The 21,490-nt window shown below is 68.6% G+C and carries 17 protein-coding genes; 2 read left to right on the forward strand and 15 right to left on the reverse strand.

The annotated features are described in order from the left end of the window. The first annotated feature begins 136 nt into the window (after positions 1-136). On the forward strand, positions 137-805 hold the full coding sequence (locus tag ACV4UZ_RS04530) for a response regulator transcription factor (RefSeq protein WP_491599728.1): 669 nt from the start codon (positions 137-139) through the stop codon (positions 803-805). Here the strand turns inward: ACV4UZ_RS04530 and ACV4UZ_RS04535 are convergent. Both ACV4UZ_RS04535 and ACV4UZ_RS04540 read right to left on the reverse strand, forming a co-directional pair. Beyond that, positions 714-2,180, reverse strand: coding sequence for a response regulator (locus ACV4UZ_RS04535; protein ID WP_491599729.1), 1,467 nt, complete (start codon positions 2,178-2,180; stop codon positions 714-716). The two genes, ACV4UZ_RS04530 and ACV4UZ_RS04535, sit on opposite strands and share 92 nt — an antisense overlap. Further along, positions 2,173-2,373, reverse strand: coding sequence for a hypothetical protein (locus tag ACV4UZ_RS04540; RefSeq protein ID WP_491599730.1), 201 nt, complete (start codon positions 2,371-2,373; stop codon positions 2,173-2,175). Before ACV4UZ_RS04540 ends, ACV4UZ_RS04535 begins: the two co-directional genes overlap by 8 nt. 448 nt (positions 2,374-2,821) lie before the next feature. On the opposite strand from ACV4UZ_RS04540, the gene ACV4UZ_RS04545 reads away from it, so the two are divergent. Further along, positions 2,822-3,409: a biliverdin-producing heme oxygenase gene (locus ACV4UZ_RS04545; RefSeq protein WP_491599731.1), complete on the forward strand. Its 588-nt coding sequence runs from the start codon at positions 2,822-2,824 to the stop codon at positions 3,407-3,409. A gap of 71 nt (positions 3,410-3,480) precedes the next feature. Here ACV4UZ_RS04545 and ACV4UZ_RS04550 read toward each other — a convergent pair whose 3' ends face one another. The 13 genes from ACV4UZ_RS04550 to ACV4UZ_RS04610 all read right to left on the reverse strand — a co-directional run bounded on the left by ACV4UZ_RS04550 (position 3,481) and on the right by ACV4UZ_RS04610 (position 21,467). Continuing rightward, on the reverse strand, positions 3,481-6,513 hold the full coding sequence (locus ACV4UZ_RS04550; protein ID WP_491599732.1) for a PAS domain-containing protein: 3,033 nt from the start codon (positions 6,511-6,513) through the stop codon (positions 3,481-3,483). A gap of 131 nt (positions 6,514-6,644) precedes the next feature. Beyond that, complete coding sequence (locus tag ACV4UZ_RS04555) at positions 6,645-7,502, reverse strand: SPOR domain-containing protein (RefSeq protein ID WP_491599733.1); 858 nt, start codon at positions 7,500-7,502, stop codon at positions 6,645-6,647. 228 nt (positions 7,503-7,730) lie between these two features. Beyond that, entirely contained in the window at positions 7,731-8,438 is a 708-nt protein-coding gene (locus ACV4UZ_RS04560) for a cytidylate kinase-like family protein (RefSeq protein ID WP_491599734.1), read from the reverse strand. Positions 8,439-8,559: 121 nt separating this feature from the next. Continuing rightward, positions 8,560-9,972, reverse strand: a complete 1,413-nt coding sequence (locus ACV4UZ_RS04565; RefSeq protein ID WP_491599735.1) for a methyl-accepting chemotaxis protein — start codon at positions 9,970-9,972, stop codon at positions 8,560-8,562. A gap of 390 nt (positions 9,973-10,362) precedes the next feature. After that, entirely contained in the window at positions 10,363-11,193 is an 831-nt protein-coding gene (gene rsmA, locus ACV4UZ_RS04570; protein ID WP_491599736.1) for a 16S rRNA (adenine(1518)-N(6)/adenine(1519)-N(6))-dimethyltransferase RsmA, read from the reverse strand. Beyond that, the gene (gene pdxA, locus ACV4UZ_RS04575) at positions 11,186-12,193 is read right to left on the reverse strand and encodes a 4-hydroxythreonine-4-phosphate dehydrogenase PdxA (RefSeq protein WP_491599737.1); all 1,008 of its coding nucleotides are present in this window, start codon (positions 12,191-12,193) and stop codon (positions 11,186-11,188) included. The genes rsmA and pdxA overlap by 8 nt, the downstream gene beginning before the upstream one ends. Further along, a complete protein-coding gene (locus tag ACV4UZ_RS04580; protein ID WP_491599738.1) occupies positions 12,190-13,455 on the reverse strand; it encodes a peptidylprolyl isomerase in 1,266 nt (421 codons plus the stop codon). The genes pdxA and ACV4UZ_RS04580 overlap by 4 nt, the downstream gene beginning before the upstream one ends. Before the next feature lie 17 nt (positions 13,456-13,472). Next, complete coding sequence (locus ACV4UZ_RS04585) at positions 13,473-16,265, reverse strand: LPS-assembly protein LptD (RefSeq protein WP_491599739.1); 2,793 nt, start codon at positions 16,263-16,265, stop codon at positions 13,473-13,475. An 11-nt stretch (positions 16,266-16,276) separates the two neighbouring features. Continuing rightward, a complete protein-coding gene (gene lptF, locus ACV4UZ_RS04590; RefSeq protein ID WP_491599740.1) occupies positions 16,277-17,374 on the reverse strand; it encodes an LPS export ABC transporter permease LptF in 1,098 nt (365 codons plus the stop codon). Between the two features lie 83 nt (positions 17,375-17,457). Next, positions 17,458-18,861, reverse strand: a complete 1,404-nt coding sequence (locus ACV4UZ_RS04595; RefSeq protein ID WP_491599741.1) for an FAD-binding oxidoreductase — start codon at positions 18,859-18,861, stop codon at positions 17,458-17,460. After that, positions 18,858-19,826: an L-threonylcarbamoyladenylate synthase gene (locus tag ACV4UZ_RS04600; RefSeq protein ID WP_491599742.1), complete on the reverse strand. Its 969-nt coding sequence runs from the start codon at positions 19,824-19,826 to the stop codon at positions 18,858-18,860. The genes ACV4UZ_RS04595 and ACV4UZ_RS04600 overlap by 4 nt, the downstream gene beginning before the upstream one ends. A 49-nt stretch (positions 19,827-19,875) precedes the next feature. After that, positions 19,876-20,187 (reverse strand): BrnA antitoxin family protein, encoded by a 312-nt coding sequence (locus ACV4UZ_RS04605; RefSeq protein WP_491599743.1) that lies wholly within the window; start codon positions 20,185-20,187, stop codon positions 19,876-19,878. A gap of 35 nt (positions 20,188-20,222) precedes the next feature. Further along, positions 20,223-21,467, reverse strand: coding sequence for a DUF2325 domain-containing protein (locus ACV4UZ_RS04610; RefSeq protein ID WP_491599744.1), 1,245 nt, complete (start codon positions 21,465-21,467; stop codon positions 20,223-20,225). Between the last annotated feature and the right edge of the window lie 23 nt (positions 21,468-21,490).

The raw sequence follows: 21,490 nt of genomic DNA on the forward strand, positions 1-21,490 counted from the left end.
CGGGCATTGATTTCAAAGGTATCGAGTCCGGACGGCTCTCATACCTTGGTAAGGTTATGCCGGTTGCGTTCCATGACCTTTTCGGTAATGTATCGCTCATGTAACGGGGAGGCGGGTGATGGGAAGTCCGAGGCGTTTGCTGGTCATCGAGGATGACCTCGCCCTGGGACAGCTGATGAGCGACTATCTCGAACTGGGTGGTTTCGCGGTAACGCACGTCACCTCGGCCGGCCAGGCCTTCGAGTTTCTGGCCCGCCAGATGCCGGCCATGGTTCTCCTCGACCTGTCATTGCCCGACGAGGACGGATTGGTCGTTCTTCGGCGGCTGCGCGCGGTGGGCTCGATTCCCATCGCCATCGTGTCGGGACGCGACGACAGCGAGAACCGGATCGTCGGGCTGGAGTTGGGCGCCGACGACTTCATCACCAAGCCGTTCGTCGGCCGCGAGTTGGTGGCTCGGGTCCACAACATCCTCAGGCGCTCTCAGGGAAGCGAAGCCAAGCCCGCGCTGGAGATCGACGGGCTTGTCATGCGGACCGAGGATCATTTCGTGGTCGGGCGCCAGGGCGAGCGCATCGCGCTGACGCCGGCGGAATCCGCCGTGCTCAGGGCGTTGATAAACGCAAACGGCCGGACCCTCAGCCGCGAGCAGCTCATGGATGCCCACGGCAACCTCGATCTGGCGGAAACCACGCGCAGTATCGATATAGTGATCAGCCGGCTGCGGGGGAAGCTGGAACGCTCGCGCAAGACGCCGACCCTGATCCTGACGGTGCAGGGGGTCGGGTACCGGCTGAATCTCTGACCGTCGCTGGATCGGCCAGCGCCTCGGTTTGCCCGGCCCAGGTTGCCAGGTGGTCGATCCCGTCCTCGATCAGCTGGTTGAGGAGGGCGCCGCACTCGCGGCTGGTCGGGTCGCAGGCGCCGGACTCGATGTCCTCGGCGAGCCTGCGCAGCGTGGTCAGCCCGCAGGTCGCCGCCAGGCTTTTGAGCCGATGGGCATGCATCCGAGGATTCTTGCCGTTCTGGGCCAGGGCGATGGCGCATTGCCGAAGGCCATCCAGGGAGTGGTCGAGAAACTTGCGGGCACGGGCCGTACCCAGGTCCTTGACAATCTTGCGCAGCAATCCCGCGTCGAACCGGTCCGCCGCTCTGCCGATGCCGCTCTGGTGTGGTCGGGTCAAGGCCGCCCGCATCTGGTCGATGAGCACCGGCTTGGCCATCACCCCGTCGAATCCGTGCTCGGCGTAGATCGACCGGTCATTGGGGCCGCAATTGGCCGTGTAGGCGAATACGGGAAGGTCGGGCCAGATGTGGCGAAACAGCCTCAGGCCGGCGATTCCGTCGATCTGCGGCATGCTGATGTCCATCAGCACCATGTTCGGCTGACGGGCCAGGGCCAGTTCCAGCCCTTCCTCGACACCACGGGCGCAGCGGCTCGAATGACCCAGGCTCTGGATCTGCGAGGCGGCAAGGAACTGATTGGCCTCATCGTCGTCGATGACCAGCACGTCCAGAGGGCTGGCGAGAAGGGAGGTCCGGGCGTTGGGCGGCGGCAAGGCAGTATTGGCGTTCGGCTCCAGGGGGGCGCCGTCGTCGATCAGCAGCCGGATGGCGGCCGCCGCATCCGAGGCCCTTTTCAGCGCGATGAGCCCGCCATCGGAAATATCCTGTGAGGCGAGGTCGCCGAGACTGCGCTGCAAGGATCTAACCGGCTGGCGGGCGGCTGCGAACAGCAGCCGGAACAGCTTCATCTCGGCATCGCCTGCCTCTTGCTGTTCGGCCTCGCATTCGGCGGCTTCAACCCAAACCAGGGCGCCACTTTCGGCAAGCTGGGCCGTGCGCCAGTGGTTCCAAACGCCGGCTTCGTCCCGATAAAGGTGCCGAAACGTCGATGACCGTCCGGCCAGCACCAGCCGCAGCCCCTCGCTGATGGTTACCGCATCAAGACTTTCGCCGGCGGGGCAGAGCTGGCGCCAGCTCAGGAACGCCCTGTCGGGGTGCTGGGCCCGCCAGTGGCGGCTGACCAGGAGGATACGGCCGTCCATGTCCACCAGGGCAATCCGGAGAGGAAGCTCGTCCAGCAATGCGGCGACGAGGTCCCGCGATTTGCGCGGAATCTCGTCCGGCCAAACCGGCGACCAGGAACTGGCGCGCGTGGCGGGCGCGTCGCTATTCACGGCCGGGCCGCCGGTTGAGCCGCACGGCCATGGACTGGATGAACGAGGCGTTCTCCAGACGGTCCAGGCCGTCGCGGCGCATGACCATGTGCACGATCTCGTCGGCCAGCACTTCGTCGATGGTCGGTTCGCCGTTGACCCAATCGTTTCTGCCTCGCCTGCTTTCCGCCCCACCCGTCGCCTTGGCCGTCATGATCGTTGTTCCCCCCAATGTCCGCGGCCCATTCTCGCGTGGACCGCCATTCAGCACTTTAGAAGCCTCGTGTTGCGGACATTCGACGACGGTGTTTCGGCGGTGTATCGGAATGCCGGACAAGGTCTTGCTTCGCCCGGCACCATTTGGGCGACGGGGAAGAGTTCAACGGGCTCAACGCCGGCATGCCGGGGCGGCGGGACCGCCGCTCGGTGCAGTCGTTGTCGGGCCGGAGACGGAAAGAAGCGGGGATGGGCGGCGCGTCCTATCCCCGCATGTGGTGGTGACGGTTCATGTCGATTTCTCGGCTGGCTAGGATTGAAAGCGCGGCCCGGACCTTCCAGATCAAATCGGCACGCCTCGCTGGGGGGCGGTGAAGCCAGGATCATCATGGCGGCTTTCGCGGAGGCGGGGCCTGCGAACCGCCAAGCAACGAAGAGGCCGGACCTTGGACACCGAACCGATTCTTCGTCAGGTGCTGCGGGATGCCACCCGGGCATCCCACCGGCGAATCGACCATCATGAGGTCATGATCTGCCTGGTGCGCGGCCCCATTTCCGTCGGGCTCTATGCCCGTGCATTGTCGGCCCTCTATGCCCTGCATGCCCCGCTGGAGGAGGTGTTCGCCGCCTATTTGGCGGGCGACGACTTCGCTCCCGCCCGACGCAGCCTGGATATTGCGCATGATCTGATGGTGCTGGGCCGTGACGCCGGCGCCGTGGCACCCATCTGGAACGGGCGCCGCCCCGCCGGCCTGGCGGCATATGTGGGCATGCGCTACGTCATCGAGGGGTCGGCATTCGGCGGAGCCATGATCGCCCGCCAGTTGTTCCGCCGCCTGCCGCCGGATGCCCGCGACGCGTCCAGGTTCTTCGCCCGCCAGACGGAGGGGCTGCAATGGCCCAGGTTCTGGCGGATGGTGTCAGGCCTGGGCGACCTCGACGCTGGTGAGGCCTGCGACGGAGCGAACGGATTGTTCGCCGAGATCGAGGAGCTGTGGGCCGCCTTCCGCGAGAGCGGCGAGCGTCAGATGTGAAACGCGCTGTCGTGCCGAACGCGGCGAAGCATCTTCTTCAGCCCGAGGCGGTTGCCGCGGGGCAGCTCCGCCTATTCCTCGACGGCGGGCAGCGTGATGGTGAAGGTGCTGCCCTCGCCGGGGGTGGAGGCCACCCGGATGGAGCCACCGTGGCGTTCGGCGATCTTGCGGCATACCGCCAGGCCGATGCCGGTCCCCTCGAACTGCCCGCGTCCGTGCAGGCGCTGGAAGATCATGAAGATCCTCTCGAAGTATTCCGGTTCGATGCCGATGCCGTTGTCGTGGATGGAGATGTCCCAGGCATTTCCCGATTTCACGGCCTGCAGTTCCACCACCGGCGGCCGGTCGGCGGAGCGGTACTTCAGCGCGTTGCCGATCAGGTTCTGGAACAGCCGGACCAGCTCCATGCGGTTGCCGTGGGCGATGGGCATGGCGGTGGCCGAGGTCACCGTGGCGCCGCTTTCGGCGATGGTGGCCGACAGGTTGGCCAGGGCGTCGGCGATGACCTCGCCCAGTTCCAGGTCCTCCATCTGGCGGTCGGCGTGGCCGATGCGGGAATAATCCAGCAGATCGCGGATCAGCGCGTCCATGCGTCGGGCGCCGTCCACGGCGAAGTGCAGGGATTCCGCTGAAAGCTCGTTCAACTGGCCGCCCAGCTGGCGCTGGAGCAGTTGCAGGTGGCCGGTGATGGCCCTCAAGGGTTCGCGCAGGTCGTGGGAGGCCACATAGGCGAACTGCTCCAGTTCGGCGTTGGAGCGGGCCAGGTCGGCCAGGGCCTTCTCCACCGTCTTCTGGGCGTTGCGCTGCAAGGTGACGTCGCGGGAAAACACCGCCACCTGCCGGACGCCGCCATCGGCGTCGCTGACCGGATAGACACGGTTGTCAAAGATGGCGCCATCGCGTTCGTCATGGATGTGAAGGGGCGTCCGGTCGTCGAGAACCTGCCGGAACTGGATGCGGCGGGCTTCGGCCAGGGCGGGCGGCAGCCAGTCGAAGAAGCTGGTTCCCGCCATGGCGGCCGGCGTGCTGGCGAATCGGGCGGCCAGCGCTTCGTTGGTGGCCAGGATGCGGCCCTGGGGATCGAGCAGCAGGGCGCCGTCGATGGTGGCGTTGAGCAGTGTCTTGGACAGTTCCTCGCTGTCGCGCAACGTCTGCTCGATCTGCTTGCGCCGGATGATGCCCGCCAGGGTGTCGGCGGCCATCTTCAGGAAGTGCTCCTCGTCGCGTTGCCAGGCATGGCCGGCGCCCACATAGGTGTTGAGCACCCCCAGCAGATCGCTGCCGTTCATGATGGGCACGCAGTAATGGCCGTGCGGATGCATGTCGTGGAACCGGGACTCGTGGCGCTCGTCCACATGGGCGGCGAAGACCACCTCGCGCCGCTCGGCGGCGATGCCGCACAGGCATTGACCGAGCTGGATGGTGGCGCAGGCGTCGGCGATGCTGGGGGCCAGGTTGTGCTCCGCCACCAGCCGCAGGGTGCGGCCATCGGGCTCGGCCAGGAAGATGCTGCCCCGTTCCTCCAGGTTGAGCCAGGGCAGGCTGAGAATCTCCACCAGCGAATTCTGAAGGATGTCGTCCAGCGGCCGGTCCTCCAGGGAGTGCCGCAGAATGCCGCCCAGCGCGGTGGTGACCGCCAGGTTGCGGGCCGCCTCGCTTTCCGCCCGAATGCGGCGGGCGATGTCGCGGAACAGGGTCACCGCGCCGGTGATCTGGCCGTTCTGGATGATGGGCGCGCAGGTGAACTCCACCGGGATGGGGGTGCCGTCGCGGCGCCAGTGGACATCGCGGGGGACGTGGCGGGTATTGCCGTCGTGGAGGGTCTGCCATACCGGGCAGGCGATGGCGGGATATTCGCTGCCGTCGGTGCGGTGGTGGTGGGCCTCCTCATGGAGGTTGAGGCCGATACCCTCGGTCTCATCCCAGCCCAGCATGCGCCGCGCCGTCTGATTGATGAAGGTGATGCGGCCCTGGGTGTCGACGCCGCAGATTCCTTCGCCGGCCGAGCCGAGAATCAGTTCCAGCCGGCGGCGGGCCTCCTCGGTCTGGGCATGGGCCTCCTCCACGGCCAGGGCGGCGCGGTGCCGGTTCCGCCAGCCCCGCAGGAACAGGCCGGCCATGGCCAGACTGAGCAGCGAGAAGGCGGCGGCCAGGGCCACCAGGATGCGGACCTGGCGGTTCCAGTCGGCGAGATAATCCTCCTCGGCCAGACCGACCACCACCCACAGGGGCAGCTGGCCGACCCGGTTGATGTGGACGCTCCGCTTGATGTTGTCGATACCGGAATGGGCGTGATAGGCGGCCTTGTCCGCGCCGGATTCGATCTGGGCGCGCAGCTGCGGGGACGGGCTGGGCGCCTTGGCCACCACGCCGCCGGGGCCGTCCAGGTCGGGAATGCGGGCCAGGGCCGACGGCCCGTCATCCCACAGGCTGACCGCGCCGTTGGGGCCGACATTGACGCTGGCGAAGCTTTGAGCCAGGCGGTCCAGCGGTACCGCCACATGCACGTCGCCGGCGAAGGAACCGTCCGGGTGATCGAGGCGGCGGCTGAAGGTGATGATCCAGGTCTGGGCGGCACGCCCCATGACCGGCTTGGAAATCACCAGACCGGCGTTTGGATCGTCGCGCATGCGGATGAATTGCGGCCGGTCGGCGATGCTGACCTGGGCCACCTTGATCCCCGTCACGCCGTGACGAATGGTTCCAGCCTCGTCGACCACCCGTAGGCCCAGGGCCTCGGGCAGGCGGGCGTCGTGACGCCGCAGCACCTCCTCCAGTTGGGCCGGGTCGATGCCTCCCGCCCGCTCCTGGCGGGCGATCTCGTCGGCCACCGCCAACAGGGTGACGTCGATCTTGGTGATGGTGCCGAGCAGGCTGGCCCGCAGCACGGTGGACAGGTTCTCGGCCGACTGTTCGGCCTCCTGCCGATGCCGTTCCTGTCCGACATTGATGATCGTAACGACGGCGACGGCGATGAGGAGGTTGAGCGCCATGACGGCGGCGAACAGGCGGAAGGCCAGTTTTCGCGTCTGCAAGACGATCTCGCCCGGCGAGTGTGGCTCGGCGGCATGAACGGCAGGGTTGGGCTTGCGCGATGGAACCATTACGCCGAACGCCATACTTGGAACGAAAAAAGGATAGGTGATGCCCCTTGTGGGGGCAAGGAATTATACGTATTCGCCGGGCGGATGTTACAGAAAGTGCGTCTTCCTGACGAAATATGACGGCCCTGCCGTCAGTAGTTGGCGATGGCGCAGGACTGGCCCTTGCCGCGCAGTGCCCGGCACAGGGCCTCGGCATCGGCGCCCGACAGCGGCCCGGCCATCAGGCGGTAGGTGGTGCCCAGATCGGGAATGTCGGTCTTGACCGCCTTGAACTCCAGGGGGGCCAGTTCCGGGTATTCCTTCTTCAGGGCCTCCACCGCCTTGTCGGTGGTGGTGGGCGACGCCATGGACAACAGGTGCAGGCCCAGGGTCCCCTTGGGATTGAACGGCTGCGCGCCTCCCGGGACGTCGCCGGGCCTGGTGGCACCGGGCACGCCGCCATCGGGAAGCGTGGCCTTCTTTCTCGGCTTCTTCTTGGGCGGCGGGGGCGGGGGCGGCGGGGCGTTGGCCAGGGCGCGCTCGGCGATGAGGATGGCGGCCATCTCCCGCTGGAACTCGTCGTGTTCCACCAGCCCCAGGCGGGCCAGATCCTCGGCGCGCCGCCGGCCGATGGCCAGGGCGTCCTTGTCCTGGCGGGCCGGCGGCGTGCGGGTGGCGGGTTCTGCGGGCAGCAGGCTGTCCATCAGGAAGTCGCGCTCGGCCTGGCGGACCGAGGCCGGTTGGCCCGCCCCCGGCACCGACAGCCGGGACAGGCGGTCGGCGATGTCGCGCAACGCCACCGGCCGGCCCAGGCCGGCGGCGGGAGGCGGGGCGGAATAGGGCAGCAGGGCGCCGATATTGGCATTGCGCCGGGCTTCCGCCTCGTCGGGGGAGACCAGCCCGGCCTCCACCAACTGGCGCAGCAGCAGAAAGCGCTGGGCCTCCGGGTCGGCGGCGATGAAGGCGGGGACGTTGAGGCGGACTTCGGGATAGCGGACGGGCTCCCGCATCACCTCCTGCGGCGGTGACGGCCAGGATTCTGCGGGCGGTGGAACCCCGACGATGCCGCCGCACGCCGCCAGGGCCGAAAGCATCGCCAGGAGCGAAGCGATACGCGTTGCACCAAGCGGCATTCCCGGCCCCCTCGAAATCCCATGCATGGAGGGTATGCGCTCGCCCGGCAATGTCAACCTCCGGGACCGGGAGGGGCGGGGTTGCCCCTCCCGGTCCCCGGGAGATCACACATGGGCGTGAACCAGATCACCGCGCAGCACGCGGCCCGAATGGATGGCCTCGGCCATGACGATGATGGTCTCGACCACGTCCTCGAAATCATCCATGCGGTCGGTGTTGATGGTCAGGTCGAACTGGCTGGCGTCGGACAGGCGCGAGCCGAACGCCTCCCACACGAACTTGCCGCGGCGGTGGTTGAGTTCCTGGGCCTTGGCCAGGAGGTCGGCCTCGTTGCCGTGGCCGGCCGCCGCCATGCGCTTGGCGCAGGCTTCCGGGCTGCCGGCCACCCGGACGCGCAGCGCGCATTCACCCGCCAGGATGATGTGGGCGCCGCGGCCGACGATGACGCCGCCCAGGCGGCCCAGGCTCATCACCACCTTGACCAGGGTGTCGCGATAGGCGTCGGGGCTGATGTCCTTGCCGGAGAACAGGCGGTAGAGCCACATGTCCTTGGCCCGGCCGAAGCCCTCGTCCAGCAGCCGCACGATGGCGGGATCGTCGTTGAGGCGGCCCGACACCTCGCGCAGCAGTTCCTCGTCGTAGAGGGGGAGTTTCAGGCGCTGGCACAGCCGGGTGGCGATGATGTCGCCGCCCGAACCGTAGTCGCGCGACAGGGTGATGACCGGCTGGCGGGGGCGCGAGTGCTCTCCCTGACGCGGAACCGTCGCGACCTCGGCCATGGCGGAGATTACGGAAAGGATATTGGTCGTCATGGAAGCCTCCCTGCGGAATGCCTACCTATCGGCCATGATACGCCCAAGACGAAAGGGCCGCCATCCCCCGCGTGGAGAAGGCGGCCACGGCAAAAACGCGGTTGCCCGGCGGTGGCGGTGTCTAAATCCGGTAGCCCAGGCGGATGCCGCCCCAGTGGCGGCCCTGCACCGAGATGGGGGCCGAAACGTCCTTCATCATGATGAACTGGCCGCCCCCCATGTCGCGGCGATAGGTCTGCAGCAGGAAGGGCCTGGTGTTGCGTCCCGCCGACAGGCCGGTGCGGTCGTTGAACATGCGGCGATTGCGGCAATTGGCGTTGTTCCACACCGGGTCGGCGCCCTGGGGGTGCGAGACCTTCTTGTTGTGGGTGGCGATATAGCCGTTGCGGTCGATGGTGACGCAGAACGCCACGCGCGGATCGAGGCCGAGCAGGGGCTCCTGGATGTCGGGCAGAACCTGGTCGGTGAAGGCGACGTAGCGCGAGGTGTGCTGCTGCGGGTTGGTGCCGGCGATGGGCTGGTAGGCTTCGTCGAACAGGTCGGAGATGGAGATCCGGCCGGAGGTGACCCCCTGCTCGAACAGGGCGGAGACCTTGCGGGCGGCCTCCTGGATGGCCTCGATGAACGGGGTGTCGGCGGTACGGAAGCCCGAGGCGGCGATATAGCCCATCAGTTCCTCGGAATTGCCCAGCAGCGAGGCGATGCGCTCGTCGGCCTTGCGCAGGCTCTCGCTGGTCATGGCGATGCCTTCGAAGAACTTGTCGATCTCGCCGATGACGTCGCCGCACTGGGTGAGCGAGGCGGAAGCCGCCTGGGAGATGTCGCCCACCTTGCTTTCCACCGATTCGATGACGTTGCCGAACACCGAGACCGCCTCGTTGATGACGCCGACGCCGGAGCCGACCGAATCGGCCATCTTCAGGGTATCGGTGGAGGTCTCGATCAGGTCGGTGACCGAGCCGGACAGCTTGTGGACGGTGTCGTCGATACCGCTGGTGACGTCGGCGGTCTGGCGCGCCAGGGTCTTGACCTCGGTGGCGACGACGGCGAAGCCCTTGCCCGCCTCGCCCGCCCTGGCGGCCTCGATGGTGGCGTTCAAGGCCAGCAGGTTGGTCTGGCGCGCGATCTTCTGGATGTTGCGCGACATGGTGCTGACCTCGCCCAGCGCGCCCTCCAGGCCCTCCAGGCGCTCCTCGATGCCCTGGACGGCGCCCACCAGCCGGTTGACGCCCGACAGGGCCTCTTCCACCGTGCGCAGCGATTCCGAGGACTGGTGTCCGGCCTGGACGGTCATGTCGCGGGTTTCGCGGCCGGCCACGTCGATCAGCCCGATGGTGTCGGCCATGGTGTGGGCGATCATCTTCAGATGGCCGAACAGCTCTTCCTGGTGCTTCACGAAGCGGGTCAGGCCGTCCATGGTGCCGGCGATGTCGGCGACCTCGAGGCTGAGACTGTCGATCTGCTTCAAAACCTCGGTGGCGAACGAGTCAACACTCTCCGCCGTCGGGGAGGCCCCGCCGCGTTCAGCCGTCATTCCGCTTTCTCCCAGAGTACAATTCACCGATTTTACGGCGCCTCTTTCGGACGCCCTGTTAGTTGGGGTTCACTAAAACCTATTGCCTGGGGACGCGTCAACGCTTGCGTTCATGCAAGCCCGGGACTTTTGGCATGAGGTGGCGCGGCTAAACAGGCGTTTCATTGTCCTCATCGGTAACATTGCCCGTTGTGTATTCGCGCGGGGATTTTACAGGTCTATTCTTTGCCGGATTGGAGAACCGGAAGCGTCCGGCCAGAATGCAACCCTTCATGCCCGGGTCGCAGGGCCGTCCGGCCACCCGGGTGCACGTGCCGTGATCGTCGTGGGCGCAGCCCCATCCGCTCATGTCGCCTCCGTTCCTGTGCGGTCAGTATAGCATACCAACGGTCAGGATGCCTGACGCTCGTCAAGGGCGCGGGCCAGGGCGCAAAAGCCCTCCACCGGGATTTCCTCGGCCCGGGCGGTGGGGGGCAGGCCGGTGCGCTCCAGCAAGTCCTCGGCCCCCCCCAGGGATTTGAGGCTGGAGCGCAGCATCTTGCGCCGCTGGCCGAAGGCGGCGGCGGTCACCCGTTCCAGGGTGGCGAAGCGGGCCGGGGCCAGCGGCTCGGGCCGCGGCACCAGTTCCACCACCGTCGAGGTGACGGCGGGCGGCGGGGTGAAGGCGCGGCGGTCCACGTTGAACAGCGGGCGGACCTCGCAGCGCCACTGGGTGATCACCGACAGGCGGCCGTAATGGTCCGATCGCGGCGGGGCGGCCAGGCGGTCCACCACCTCCTTCTGGAACATCAGGATCAGGCGCTCGAACGCCTCGGCCCGCTTCAGCCAGCCCAGCAGCAGGGCGGTGGAGATGTTGTAGGGCAGGTTGGCGACGATGCGGCGCGGCGTCTCGCCCAGGTCGGCGGCATCCACGGTCATGGCGTCGGCGGCCATGATCTCCAGGCGGCCGGGATAGGCCTCGGCGATCTCGTTCTGGATGGCGATGGCGCGGTCGTCGCGCTCGATGGCGATGACGCGGCGGGCGCCGGAATCCAGCAGGGCGCGGGTCAGGCCGCCGGGGCCGGGGCCGATCTCGATCACCGAGCCCACCGTCAGGTCGCCCGCCGCCCGGGCGATGCGCCCCGTCAGGTTGAGGTCGAACAGGAAATGCTGGCCCAGCGACTTGCGGGCATCGAGGCCGTGGCGGGCGATGACCTCGCGCAAGGGCGGCAACTCAGCCATGGTGCCTCGCCCGGTTGGCGGCGATGGCGGCGGCCATGGACAGCGCCGCCACCAGGCTGCCCGCATGGGCCTTGCCGGTTCCCGCCAGATCGAAGGCGGTGCCGTGGTCGGGCGAGGTGCGCACCACCGGCAGGCCCAGGGTGACGTTGACGCCGCCATCGAAATCGATGGTCTTGATGGGGATCAGCGCCTGGTCGTGATACATGCACAGCGCCGCGTCGTAGCCCCGTCGCGCCCGGGCGTGGAACAGGGTATCCGAGGGCAGGGGGCCGAAGGCGTCGATCCCCATGGCCCGCAAATCAGCCACGGCGGGGGCGACCACGTCCTCGTCCTCGCGGCCCATGGTACCGCCTTCGCCGGCATGGGGGTTGAGGCCGGCCACGGCGAGGCGCGGCCGGGGGATGCCGAAATCCATTTCCAGCGCCCGGGCGGTGATGCGGCCGATCTCGACGATGTCGGCGCGGGTCAGGGTGCCGATGGCCTCGGCCAGTCCCAGATGGATGGTCACCGGCACCACCCGCAATTCGGGGCAGGCCAGCATCATCACCTCGCGCAGGCCCGGACGGCCCAGCAGGGCGGCCAGGAACTCGGTGTGGCCGGGAAAGGCGAAGCCGCCCTGGTACATCACGTGCTTGTGGATGGGATTGGTGACCACCCCCGCCACCTCGCCGGAAAGGGCCAGGGCGACGGCGCGCTCGATGGCGGCGGTGACCACGGGCACGTTGGCCGAATCGGGCCTGCCGGGTTCGACCGGAACCGCCAGGGGCTGATGCAGGACGGGAAGCGCCGTGGCGAAGACGGCTGCGGCCTCGGCGGTGGAGGACACCTCCCGAATGGCGGCATCGATGCCCAGGCGCGCCGCCAACCGCCGCAGGCGCCCGGCATCATCGATCATCACGAAGGGGGGCGCGCCGTTGGCGGCCCGTTCGCTCCAGGCCCTGAGCGCGATATCCCCTCCGATGCCGGCGGGCTCGCCCATGGTCAGGGCGAGGATGGTCACAGCCGGAAGTCGATGAAGGCGGCGCGGCGCAGGTCGCGGAGATAGCGGCGCGACATCATGTCCAGGCGCTCTTCCTCGATGATGCGCTTCATGGCCTCGCGGTTGGGCAGGCCGCCCTTGGCGAGGTTCTGCTCGCGGGCGCAGACCATCACCACCAGCAGGGCGTCGCCGATGCTCATGGGAGCGCTGGGCTTGTTGATCGGCAGCGCGGCCACGGTGGATTGCATGGCGGGCGGCAGGACGGGCAGGGTGACGCCCTCGCGTACGCCGGAATGCTCGGAATTGAGCTTGCGGCCCAAATCCTCCATCTCGCGGCACGACTTGAGGGGGGCGGTCAGTTCCGCCGCCTTGGCCGCCAGCTGCTCGATCGGCGGGGCTCCGGGGGGGACGGGGAAGACCACCTGGGCCAAGGTGAACTTGGCATCGGACGTGCCGGTCTCGCCAGCCACCCGCTTGTCGATCATGGCCAGGATGGTAAAGCCGGCGGAGGTGCGAATCAGGGTGCTGACCTGGCCCTTGTCCAGTCGCGCGGCCGCGTCGCGGACTTCGTCATCGAGAACGGCGGGCGTCATCCAGCCCAGGACGCCGCCATTGGCGGCCGAGCCGCTTTGCGAGAACTGACGGGCCAGGGCCTGGAAGGGGGCGCCGGCGCGCAACTGCTCGATCAGACGCTCGCCCAGGCGCCGGGATTCCTCTTCCTGGCGCGGCGAATCCACCGGCAGGAAGATTTCGGCCAGCATGAATTCGGGCTGGCCGAACTGCTGGCGCATGGCCTCGATGCGTTCGGTGATCTCGTCCTCGCCGACCCGGATGGTGGGCTGCAGCGAGCGCATGATCAGCTTGACCCAGATGATGTCGGCCTTGATCTGCTCCTTGACGGCGTCGGGATCGACGCCGGCCTTGGCCAGGGACGGCAGCAGCGAGCCGGGCGGCATGCGGTTCTGGTTCTCGATGTTGGCCAGGCCGCGCACCACGTCGTCGTTGCCGGCCGAGACCTTGAGGCGGGCGGCTTCCTGGGCCTGCAGGCGTTCGTCGATCATCTTGCGCAGCACCTGGGGCACGGCGCGGCGGCGGTTCTCGATGTTGTCCGGCAGGCCGGAGACGGTGATGGCCAGCTTCAGCCGGGCATCCAGGTCGCGGAGCGAGATGATCTCGTCGTTGACCACTGCGGCGATGCGGTCCACGTCCTGTGCCGATGCCTGGCCAGGCGGGAGGAGCGGAATCAGGAGCAGGGTCAGGACGATTGCGGCGCGGGCCAGCATTCTCGGGTTACCTCCCACTAAAAGACGCTGACGGGCGCTTCGCCCAGCGACTTCAGGACCACGGTCAGACTCAGATGATATCCCGACAGCAGGCCGCTCACGTCGGCGTGATAGCGGTTGAAGGCGCCGATCACCGCGATGCATTCGTCGCTGTACATGGAAGTGGCGCTCCAACTGACGGTGCCGCCGTTGCTGGCCAGATCCTGCTGCAGGGCGAAGCTGTTGCGCCAATGCCGCGATGTCGCGGACGTCACGCCGTAATTGACGTATTGCCGCTTGGGATAGATGGAGCTGGTGTTGCTGGCGCTGGGCGACATGAAGCCGTAATCGGCGTTGAAGGCCAGGGCTGCCGGCCCGATGGACATGCCGGCCTCGTTACGCCGGATTTCCAGCGTATCCTTGTCGAGGCGGATGCGGTCGCGCAGCGAAAAGGCGCCGATGGGGGTGATGTCCACACGGCCCACGTAATCGGACAGGGTGTCGGCGAAGCCGCTGCCGCTGCCGAAGGTCGACGCCTTGTGCTGGCGCCAGCCCTGGGCCGCCTGGGCGACGACGGCGCCGCCCCGGGCGGGATAGGCCGCCCAGCGCAGGCCATAGGCGCCGCGCACGCCGCCTTCGACCCGATCCAGGCCGGGCAACCGGTTGGGGCGCATGACGTTGGTTTCGTCCAGTTCGAAGCCCAGGGAATCCTCGTTGGGAATATGGTTATCCATGCCGGCGTTGGGACTGGCCGCCACCATGGCCACGGGCTCGACCACCTGGGTGAGGGTGCGGCCGGGGCGGGTGAAGGGATAGCGCCAGTTGAGCGCCACCTCGGGAATGGCGCGCCCGGTGCTGCCCGACGTCTTGTTGGTGCCGCTCAGGTGGTCGGCGTGATAGCCGTCGCCGCGCACCGAGGTGGACAGTGCCACCACCTGCCCGTCGGGCGAGATCAGCGGCAGGTTCCAGGCCACCTTGGTCGACAGGCGCTGGGCCTGGGTGCCCACGTCGCGGGTATAGGCCAGGACGTCGGAATCGGTGGACCAGTAGCTGCCCGCCCAGCCGGGCGCGGCTACGGTGCTGTAGACCATGTGCGGCAGCACCACGGGCGACTTGCTGGCATCCTCGATGACCCGCTTGCCCTGGAAGGACATGGCTTCCATCATGGCGTAGCCGCGCCGGCTGAAGCCTTCCACATAGGGGCGGTTCATCAGCCAGGGGCGGTCCTCCTCGGTCCGCACCCGGTAAAGCGTGCGGTAATTGAGGTCCGACTGGTGCTGGACCTGCCATCCGGCCCGCCAGGTGCGGTCCAGTTCCACCAGGCCCTTGGATTCCAGGTGGCCGCGAATGGCGCCGGTGGTCTTGTCGGCGGTGATGCTGCCCTGGGAAAGGGCCTCGCCGCGCATGCCGCGCCAGCGGTGCTGGCCGGACAGCTGCATCCGCCGCAGCACCGAGGTGGGAACGTCCTTGTCCGGGGAATCCACCTTGCTGATCTGGTCGAGCATGAAGCGCGGCGTCAGGGTGAAGTCCTCGTTGTCGGAGACGACCTGGAAATAGGGAGTGGCGATGGACGCGCCGAGCGTGCTGTTCATGCCGAACACCGGCGCCAGCAGGCCGCTCTGGCGCTTGATGGTCGGATCGGGATGGGACATGTAGGGGGTGTAGGCGACGGGGATACCCTTCAGTTCCAGCCAGGCGTCGCGGTACTCCACCTGTGCCTCGGCCTGGTTGTGGGTGACGCGCTGGGCCTTGACCTGCCACAGCGGCTCGGCGTCGGGCTTGTCCTTGCACGGTTCGCAGGCGGTGTAGACGGCGCGGTCGAAATCGGTGCGGTCGCCGCCCACCCGCTGGGCGCTCTGCGCCGCCAGCCGGGAATTGTCGGCCAGGATGGACCGGATGTCCTTGGCCACGCCGTTCTTGAAGTCGCCGGTCAGTTCGAAATAGTCGGCATAGGTGACCTCGCCCGAGGGCTCGGTCAACACCACGTTGCCGGACGCCCCCATGACGTCCTGCTTCATGTTGTAGCTGACCGTATCGGCGGTGATGGTGCGGCCGTCGTGCATCATCTCGACGCGGCCCTTGGCGGTGACCACGTTGAACTCGCGGTCGTAGATCACCTGATCGGCCACCATGTGGACCGGCTCGACGCCATCCTCGGAGGTCTTGAGGCCGCGCATGGCCCGGGGAATGACCCTGGGGGGGCGCTTCAGCCCCACCGCGTCGCCGCTCTCGTCCTCGCCGCGCATGATGACCGAGGCGCGCTCCATGGCCCGCGAGACCGAGCGCTGAGCCTGGGCGGCGGGCGAAGCCTCGACCCGGCGGGCGGGCTGGTCCGTCGCCGCGGCGGGCCGGGGCGCGTCCGGAACCGGCGGCCGAGCGGATGCCGGGGCGGCGACGGGCTCGGCGGCGACGATGGTGGATGGAATGGAGCGGCTGCGCGGCGGCGGCGGCGGGGAGGGCTCGTCGTCGCCCCAGGCCTGGCCCCACGATCCGGTCTCGGGATAGGCGGCCCCCATTTCGGTGACCGGCAGCGGCCGGGCGGCATGGGCCGGAGCCGGCACCGAGGAGGGAGCCGGGCGGCTGGGCAGGGCGGCGGCAGGTGGCGGCGGGACGTAGCCCGGAGCGGCCTGGGGCATCGGGCGCGGGCGTTGCGGCGCCGGGGCGCGGGCGGCGGCGGGGTCGTCGTCGCCCCAGGCCTGTCCCCAGCTTCCCGCCTCGGGCCAGGCCTTCTGTTCAACGACCACGTCGGCGCGCGCCGGGGCGGTCAGCGCCGTGGTGGCCGACAGCAGGGTGACGAGAAGGAGGAGGCGGGACGATGGCACGATGGTCACTTTCGATCCCGTCACGCGGCGCTCGGGACCGGTGCGGTCCGGCGGCGCGGCCACGGCGGGCGGGCCAGGACCCACAGGCCGAGGGCGATGGGCAGGGTGGCGTTGAGGTAGATGAAGGGGACGAAGGCCAGGTTGCCCGACGACAGATTGGCGGCGCCCAGCGCCAGGGCCTGCACGGCGACCATCAGGGCCGTGGCCGCCATCACCTGACCGGTCTGGCCGCGCCGGTCGAATCCCGAGGTCAGCAGCACGGCGGCGGCCAGCAGCGGAAAGCCCAGGCTGTAAAGGGGCGACGCCAGGCGGGAATGCAGTTCCGACTTGAAGCGGCGCAATTCCCCCTTGTTCTCCATGCTGTCGTCCATGGCCAGTAATTCCAGGGTCGGACGCTCGCGGGCGTCGCGGAAACGGTCGGGCTTGTTGCCGGTGGCGGTGTTGAAGTCCACGGTATAATTGTCGAAGTACAGCAGCGACAGCTTGCCGGTGCCGGGGGTCACCTCCTGGCGGTTGCCGTTGACCATCAGCACCCGGGGCCCCTGTTCGGTATGGACCAGGGCGCCGCGCTCGGCCATCAGGGTGACGGGGCGCTGGGGATGGCGCTTGTCATGGACCAGGAGGCCGGTCAGCTCGCCGGTGGGCGTGCGCGAGCGGACATAGATGGTCAGGCCCTCGCCGAACTTGTTGAACATGCCTTCCTGCAGCAGCACGTTGCCGATGTCGTTGCGGATGGTCCACTGCATCTCATGGAAGCTGCGCACGGTGAGCGGGATGATCCAGCAACTGAGCACATAGCCCACGGCGCTCACCGCCAGCCCAAGGATGATCGCAGGCCGCGCCAGGGCCAGATGGCTCAGGCCGGCGGCGCGCAGGACCACCAGTTCCCGGTCCGCGATCAGCCGGTTGTAGGTGAAAAGCACCACGGCGAAAAGGGAAATCGGGATGATCACCACCAGGAAGCCCGGCATCAGCAGGATGGTGAGCTTGAGGAAGGAGCCGATGGACAGCCCCTTGTTGACGATCATCTCGACGAAACGCAGCGACTGGGTCAGCCACAGGACGCAAGCCAGCGCGGCGGAGACGAAAATCATCCCCACCAGCATCTGGCGCATCATGTATCGCGTGATCCCCGACATGGCGCCGGATTATAGACACCTGCCCGGCGGCGGAACAGCGAAAGGTTCGGGCCGACGACGATTCAGGGCAGGATCTTGCCCGGGTTCATCAGGCCGCGCGGGTCGAGCGCGCCCTTGACGCGGGCCATCAGGTCCAGGTCCACGCCCGGCTTGTAATGGGCCAGTTCCTCGACCTTCAGGCGGCCGATGCCGTGCTCGGCCGAGATGGAGCCCTCCATCTCCACCACGATGTCGTGGACGATGCGGTTCATCTCCTCCCAGCGGGCCAGGAAGGCGGTCTTGTCGGCGTCCGCCGGCTGGGTCAGGTTGAAATGGGTGTTGCCGTCGCCCAGATGGCCGAAGGGCACCACCCGCACGCCGGGCATGGCGGCCTCCACCGCGCTCGTGCAGCGGCGGATCATCTCGGGCACGCGGGAGGTGGCCACCGCCACGTCGTGCTTGATGGAGCCGCCTTCCTTCTTCTGGGCCTCGGGGATGGCTTCGCGGATGCGCCAGAAATCGGCGCGCTGGCTCCGGCTTTCGGCGATCACCGCGTCCAGGGCCAGCCCGTCCTCGACGGCCTGGGCCAGCACGTCCTCCAGCGCCTCCCTCAGGCCGCCGGGCCGCGACGACGACAGCTCCAGCAGCAGCATCCAGTCATGGGGGGCCGTGAAGGGATCGCGCAATCCGGGCACGTGGCGCAGCCCCAGTTCCAGGCCGATGCGCGGCACCAGTTCGCAGGCGGTGACCGAATCGCCGCTGGCGGTCCGCGCCCGGGCGAACAGGGGCAGCGCCGCTTCCAGGTCGGAGAGCGCCACGAAGGCGGTGGCGATTTCGCGCGGGCGGGGGAACAGCTTCAGCACGCAGGCGGTGATGACGCCGAGAGTGCCCTCGGCGCCGATGAACAGGTGCTGCAGGGCATAGCCGGTATTGTCCTTGCGCAGCCGCTTCAGGCCGTTCCACACCCTTCCGTCGGGCAGCACCACCTCCAGGCCCAGCACCAGGTCGCGGGTGTTGCCGTAGCGCAGCACGTTGGTGCCTCCGGCATTGGTCGAGATGTTGCCGCCGATGCGGCACGACCCTTCCGCCCCCAGGCTGAGCGGGAACAGGCAATCGGCTGCTTCCGCCGCCTGCTGCAGGCCGGCCAGCACGCAGCCCGCCTCGGCGGTCAGCGTGAAATCCACCGGATCGACGGCGCGGATGCGGGTCAGGCGCTCGGTGGAGATCACCACGGACCGCCCGTCCTCGGCCGGTACGCCGCCGCCGCACAGGCCGGTGTTGCCGCCCTGGGGCACCATGGGAATTCCGGCGCTGGCGCAGGCCTTGACCACCTCCGCCACCTCGGCGGTCGATCCCGGGCGGATCACGCCCAGGGCGGCGCCGCGATAGAGGCCGCGCTCCTCCACCAGATAGGGCGCCAAGTCGGCGGCATCGGTCAGGACGTTGCCGGGGCCGACGATGGCGGCGAGGGAGTCGAGAATGCTCAAGATGGGCTCCGTGGCGCGGCGGCGCGCCGCAGGCGGTCGTTGATGGCCAGGCCCAGGCCCTTTTCCGGGATCGGCATCACGGCGATGCCCCGGTAATCGGGACGGTCCAGGGCGCGCAGCATGGCGAACAGATGGGCGGCGGCCTCGGTCAGGTCGCCCTTGGGGGACAGGTTCAGCACGCTGTCGGGGGCGGGGCCGAAACCCAGCAGCGCCTCGCCGGGTTCGGCCGCGTGGGCGTTGAGGCGGACGGGGAGGGCGGGGGCGTAATGGCTTTCCAGCTGGCCGGGCGAGCGCGGCGCGTCGGGCGTTTCCACGGCGCGGCGGATGGGATGGCCCAGCACCGCCTCCAGCTCCTCGGCGGTGATGCCGCCGGGGCGCAGCAGGGTGGGGGGGCGTTCCGACAGGTCCAGCACGGTGGATTCGACGCCGACCCGGCAGGGGCCGCCGTCCAGCACCAGGGCGATGCGGCCTTCCAGGCATTGGGCGACGTGCTCGGCCCGGGTGGGGCTGACGCGGCCCGAGCGGTTGGCCGAGGGCGCCGCCAGGGGGCGCCCGGCCGCCTTGATCAGGGCCAGGGCGACGGGGTGGTCGGGCATGCGCACCGCCACCGAGTCGAGACCGGCCGAGGCCAGCAGCGACACCGGCGAATCGGCGCGGCGCTTCAGCACCAGGGTCAGCGGGCCGGGCCAGAAGCGCTCGGCCAGGACATGGGCGTCGCCGCAAAGCTCCACCAGCGCGGCGGCCTGCTCCAGGCTGCTCACATGGGCGATCAGCGGATTGAAGCTGGGGCGGCCCTTGGCCTTGAAGATGGCGGCCACCGCCGAATCCGAGGTGGCGTCGCCGCCCAGCCCGTAGACCGTCTCGGTGGGAAAGGCCACCAGCCCGCCCTCGGCCAGCACACGGCCGGCCCGGGCGATGGCGGCGGGGTCGGCGGGCAGGACGGAAACGGGCGCGGGCTTGCTCATGCCCGGACCATAAGCCATTCCCGGCCCGGCGGGGAAGGGGGGAGCGGTCTCAGCCGCCTTTGCGATGGGCCTTCACATAGGCGGCCAGCACCGCGTTCATGCGCGACTGATAGCCCGGCCCCTGGCTCTTGAACCAGTCCAGCACCTCGCGATCGACGCGGATGGAGATGGGGGCCTTGGGCTGGGGCATCACCAGTTCGGCGGTGCGGAACCACTCCTCGTCCAGGACGGGGGCGGCGTCCGGGTCGGCGGCGATGGCGGAATCGATGTCCTCGTCCGACAGGGCCTTGACCCGATCCCAGTCGGTTCCGCCCTTGCGGCGCTCTGTGAGAGTACGCCTGATGATGGCCTCCTTACTCATCTGTCAAGACAGTATGTATATACGCTCAGGGCGCGTCAAGCCGGCTGGCCGCTGGTCTCCGCCACCGTGTTGAGTGCCCGGATGAAGGCGCCGAGGCCGGAGCGGCGCACCGGGACGAAGGGCTTTTCCCAACGGCGGCACAACCGCTTGACCTCGTCGTGGGCGGAGTGGCTGACGCTGTCCACCGGGAACAGCACGGCGTCGGCGCGGCCGAACAGGGAATGCAGGCGGCCCATGCTTTCCTCGAAGCCGCCGTCGTGGTGGGCGAAGGTGCCGCCCGCCTCCTCCACCAGCCGGCGGAAATGGGGCAGGTGCTGGTTGCGCCCGCCCACGAACAGGATGCAGCGGCCGCACAGGTCGAGGCGGGCGCATTCCTCGTCGCATTGCCCCAGCCCGTCGGCGGCGGCGGCGGGGGCCAGGGTATCGGCCAGCCGGGCTTCGGACAGGGCCAGTTCGTCGCGCATGTCGTCGATCTCGCGGGCCAGGCGTTCGGCTTCCTGGTCCCGTTCGCGGGCCTGGGCCTGGAGGCGGCGGGTCTCGTCCTCGGCCACGTGGCGGAAGGCGGTTTCCACATCCAGCAGATGGCGCAGTTCCATCAGTTCTTGCCGCAGCTGCTCCATTTCCCGCGCCGCGCCGGCGGCATGGGCGAGGCGACGGGCTTCCGAGGCTTCCTGCTCGAGCAGCTGGCGCAGGTCGCGGATTTCGGCGTTGCGCCGGCCGATCTCGGTCTTCAGGCGCTCCTGCTGGCGGGCGACCTTGGCCTCCAGGTCCGCCTTCTCGCGCTCCAGCTGGTGGATGGACTTGAGGTCGGCCCGGGCCGCCGCTCCTACCTGATGGGACAGCATGTGGACGTCGCCGAAGATGCGGTTGCGCAAGCCTTCGGTGGCATCGGGATGGCTCATCGCCGCCCAGCAGGCCGAGGCCACGTCGCCCTTGGCCAGGGCGTCCTCCCACATCGCCGTCAGCGTCTCCTCGCCGTCCAGGGATTTGGCGCGGTTGATGGCGACGGCGTGCTTGCGGTCCAACAGCTTGGTCAGCGCCTTGCCCACCAGCTTCTCGCGGGAGGCCAGATGGATCATGCCGGTGTGAATCTCATAGGCGCTGGGCTTGGCCGAGCGCATCTGCACCCCGAGGCGCGAGGCCGCGGCCTTCAACTCGCCCAGGCTGAGGCAGGTGCCGATGATGGTGCAATGCCACTGGCTGTCGATCTCCCACAGCCGGGCGCGGCGGCGGGGGGTGTCCATGGGGGCGGTCAGGGCGGGGTGGCATTGCTCGCACATGGGGAGGCCTCCTGAGATGCAAA

It is taken from the genome of Paramagnetospirillum sp., assembly GCF_058402745.1.

Excerpts from the sequence above, each read along its gene's own strand:
- ACV4UZ_RS04540 (WP_491599730.1), bottom strand. The coding sequence starts at position 2,373 with ATGACGGCCAAGGCGACGGGTGGGGCGGAAAGCAGGCGAGGCAGAAAC.
- ACV4UZ_RS04550 (WP_491599732.1), bottom strand. The coding sequence starts at position 6,513 with ATGGTTCCATCGCGCAAGCCCAACCCTGCCGTTCATGCCGCCGAGCCA.
- ACV4UZ_RS04555 (WP_491599733.1), bottom strand. The coding sequence starts at position 7,502 with ATGCGGGAGCCCGTCCGCTATCCCGAAGTCCGCCTCAACGTCCCCGCC.
- ACV4UZ_RS04560 (WP_491599734.1), bottom strand. The coding sequence starts at position 8,438 with ATGACGACCAATATCCTTTCCGTAATCTCCGCCATGGCCGAGGTCGCG.
- ACV4UZ_RS04565 (WP_491599735.1), bottom strand. The coding sequence starts at position 9,972 with ATGACGGCTGAACGCGGCGGGGCCTCCCCGACGGCGGAGAGTGTTGAC.
- rsmA (WP_491599736.1), bottom strand. The coding sequence starts at position 11,193 with ATGGCTGAGTTGCCGCCCTTGCGCGAGGTCATCGCCCGCCACGGCCTC.
- ACV4UZ_RS04580 (WP_491599738.1), bottom strand. The coding sequence starts at position 13,455 with ATGCTGGCCCGCGCCGCAATCGTCCTGACCCTGCTCCTGATTCCGCTC.
- lptF (WP_491599740.1), bottom strand. The coding sequence starts at position 17,374 with ATGATGCGCCAGATGCTGGTGGGGATGATTTTCGTCTCCGCCGCGCTG.
- ACV4UZ_RS04600 (WP_491599742.1), bottom strand. The coding sequence starts at position 19,826 with ATGAGCAAGCCCGCGCCCGTTTCCGTCCTGCCCGCCGACCCCGCCGCC.
- ACV4UZ_RS04605 (WP_491599743.1), bottom strand. The coding sequence starts at position 20,187 with ATGAGTAAGGAGGCCATCATCAGGCGTACTCTCACAGAGCGCCGCAAG.
- ACV4UZ_RS04610 (WP_491599744.1), bottom strand. The coding sequence starts at position 21,467 with ATGTGCGAGCAATGCCACCCCGCCCTGACCGCCCCCATGGACACCCCC.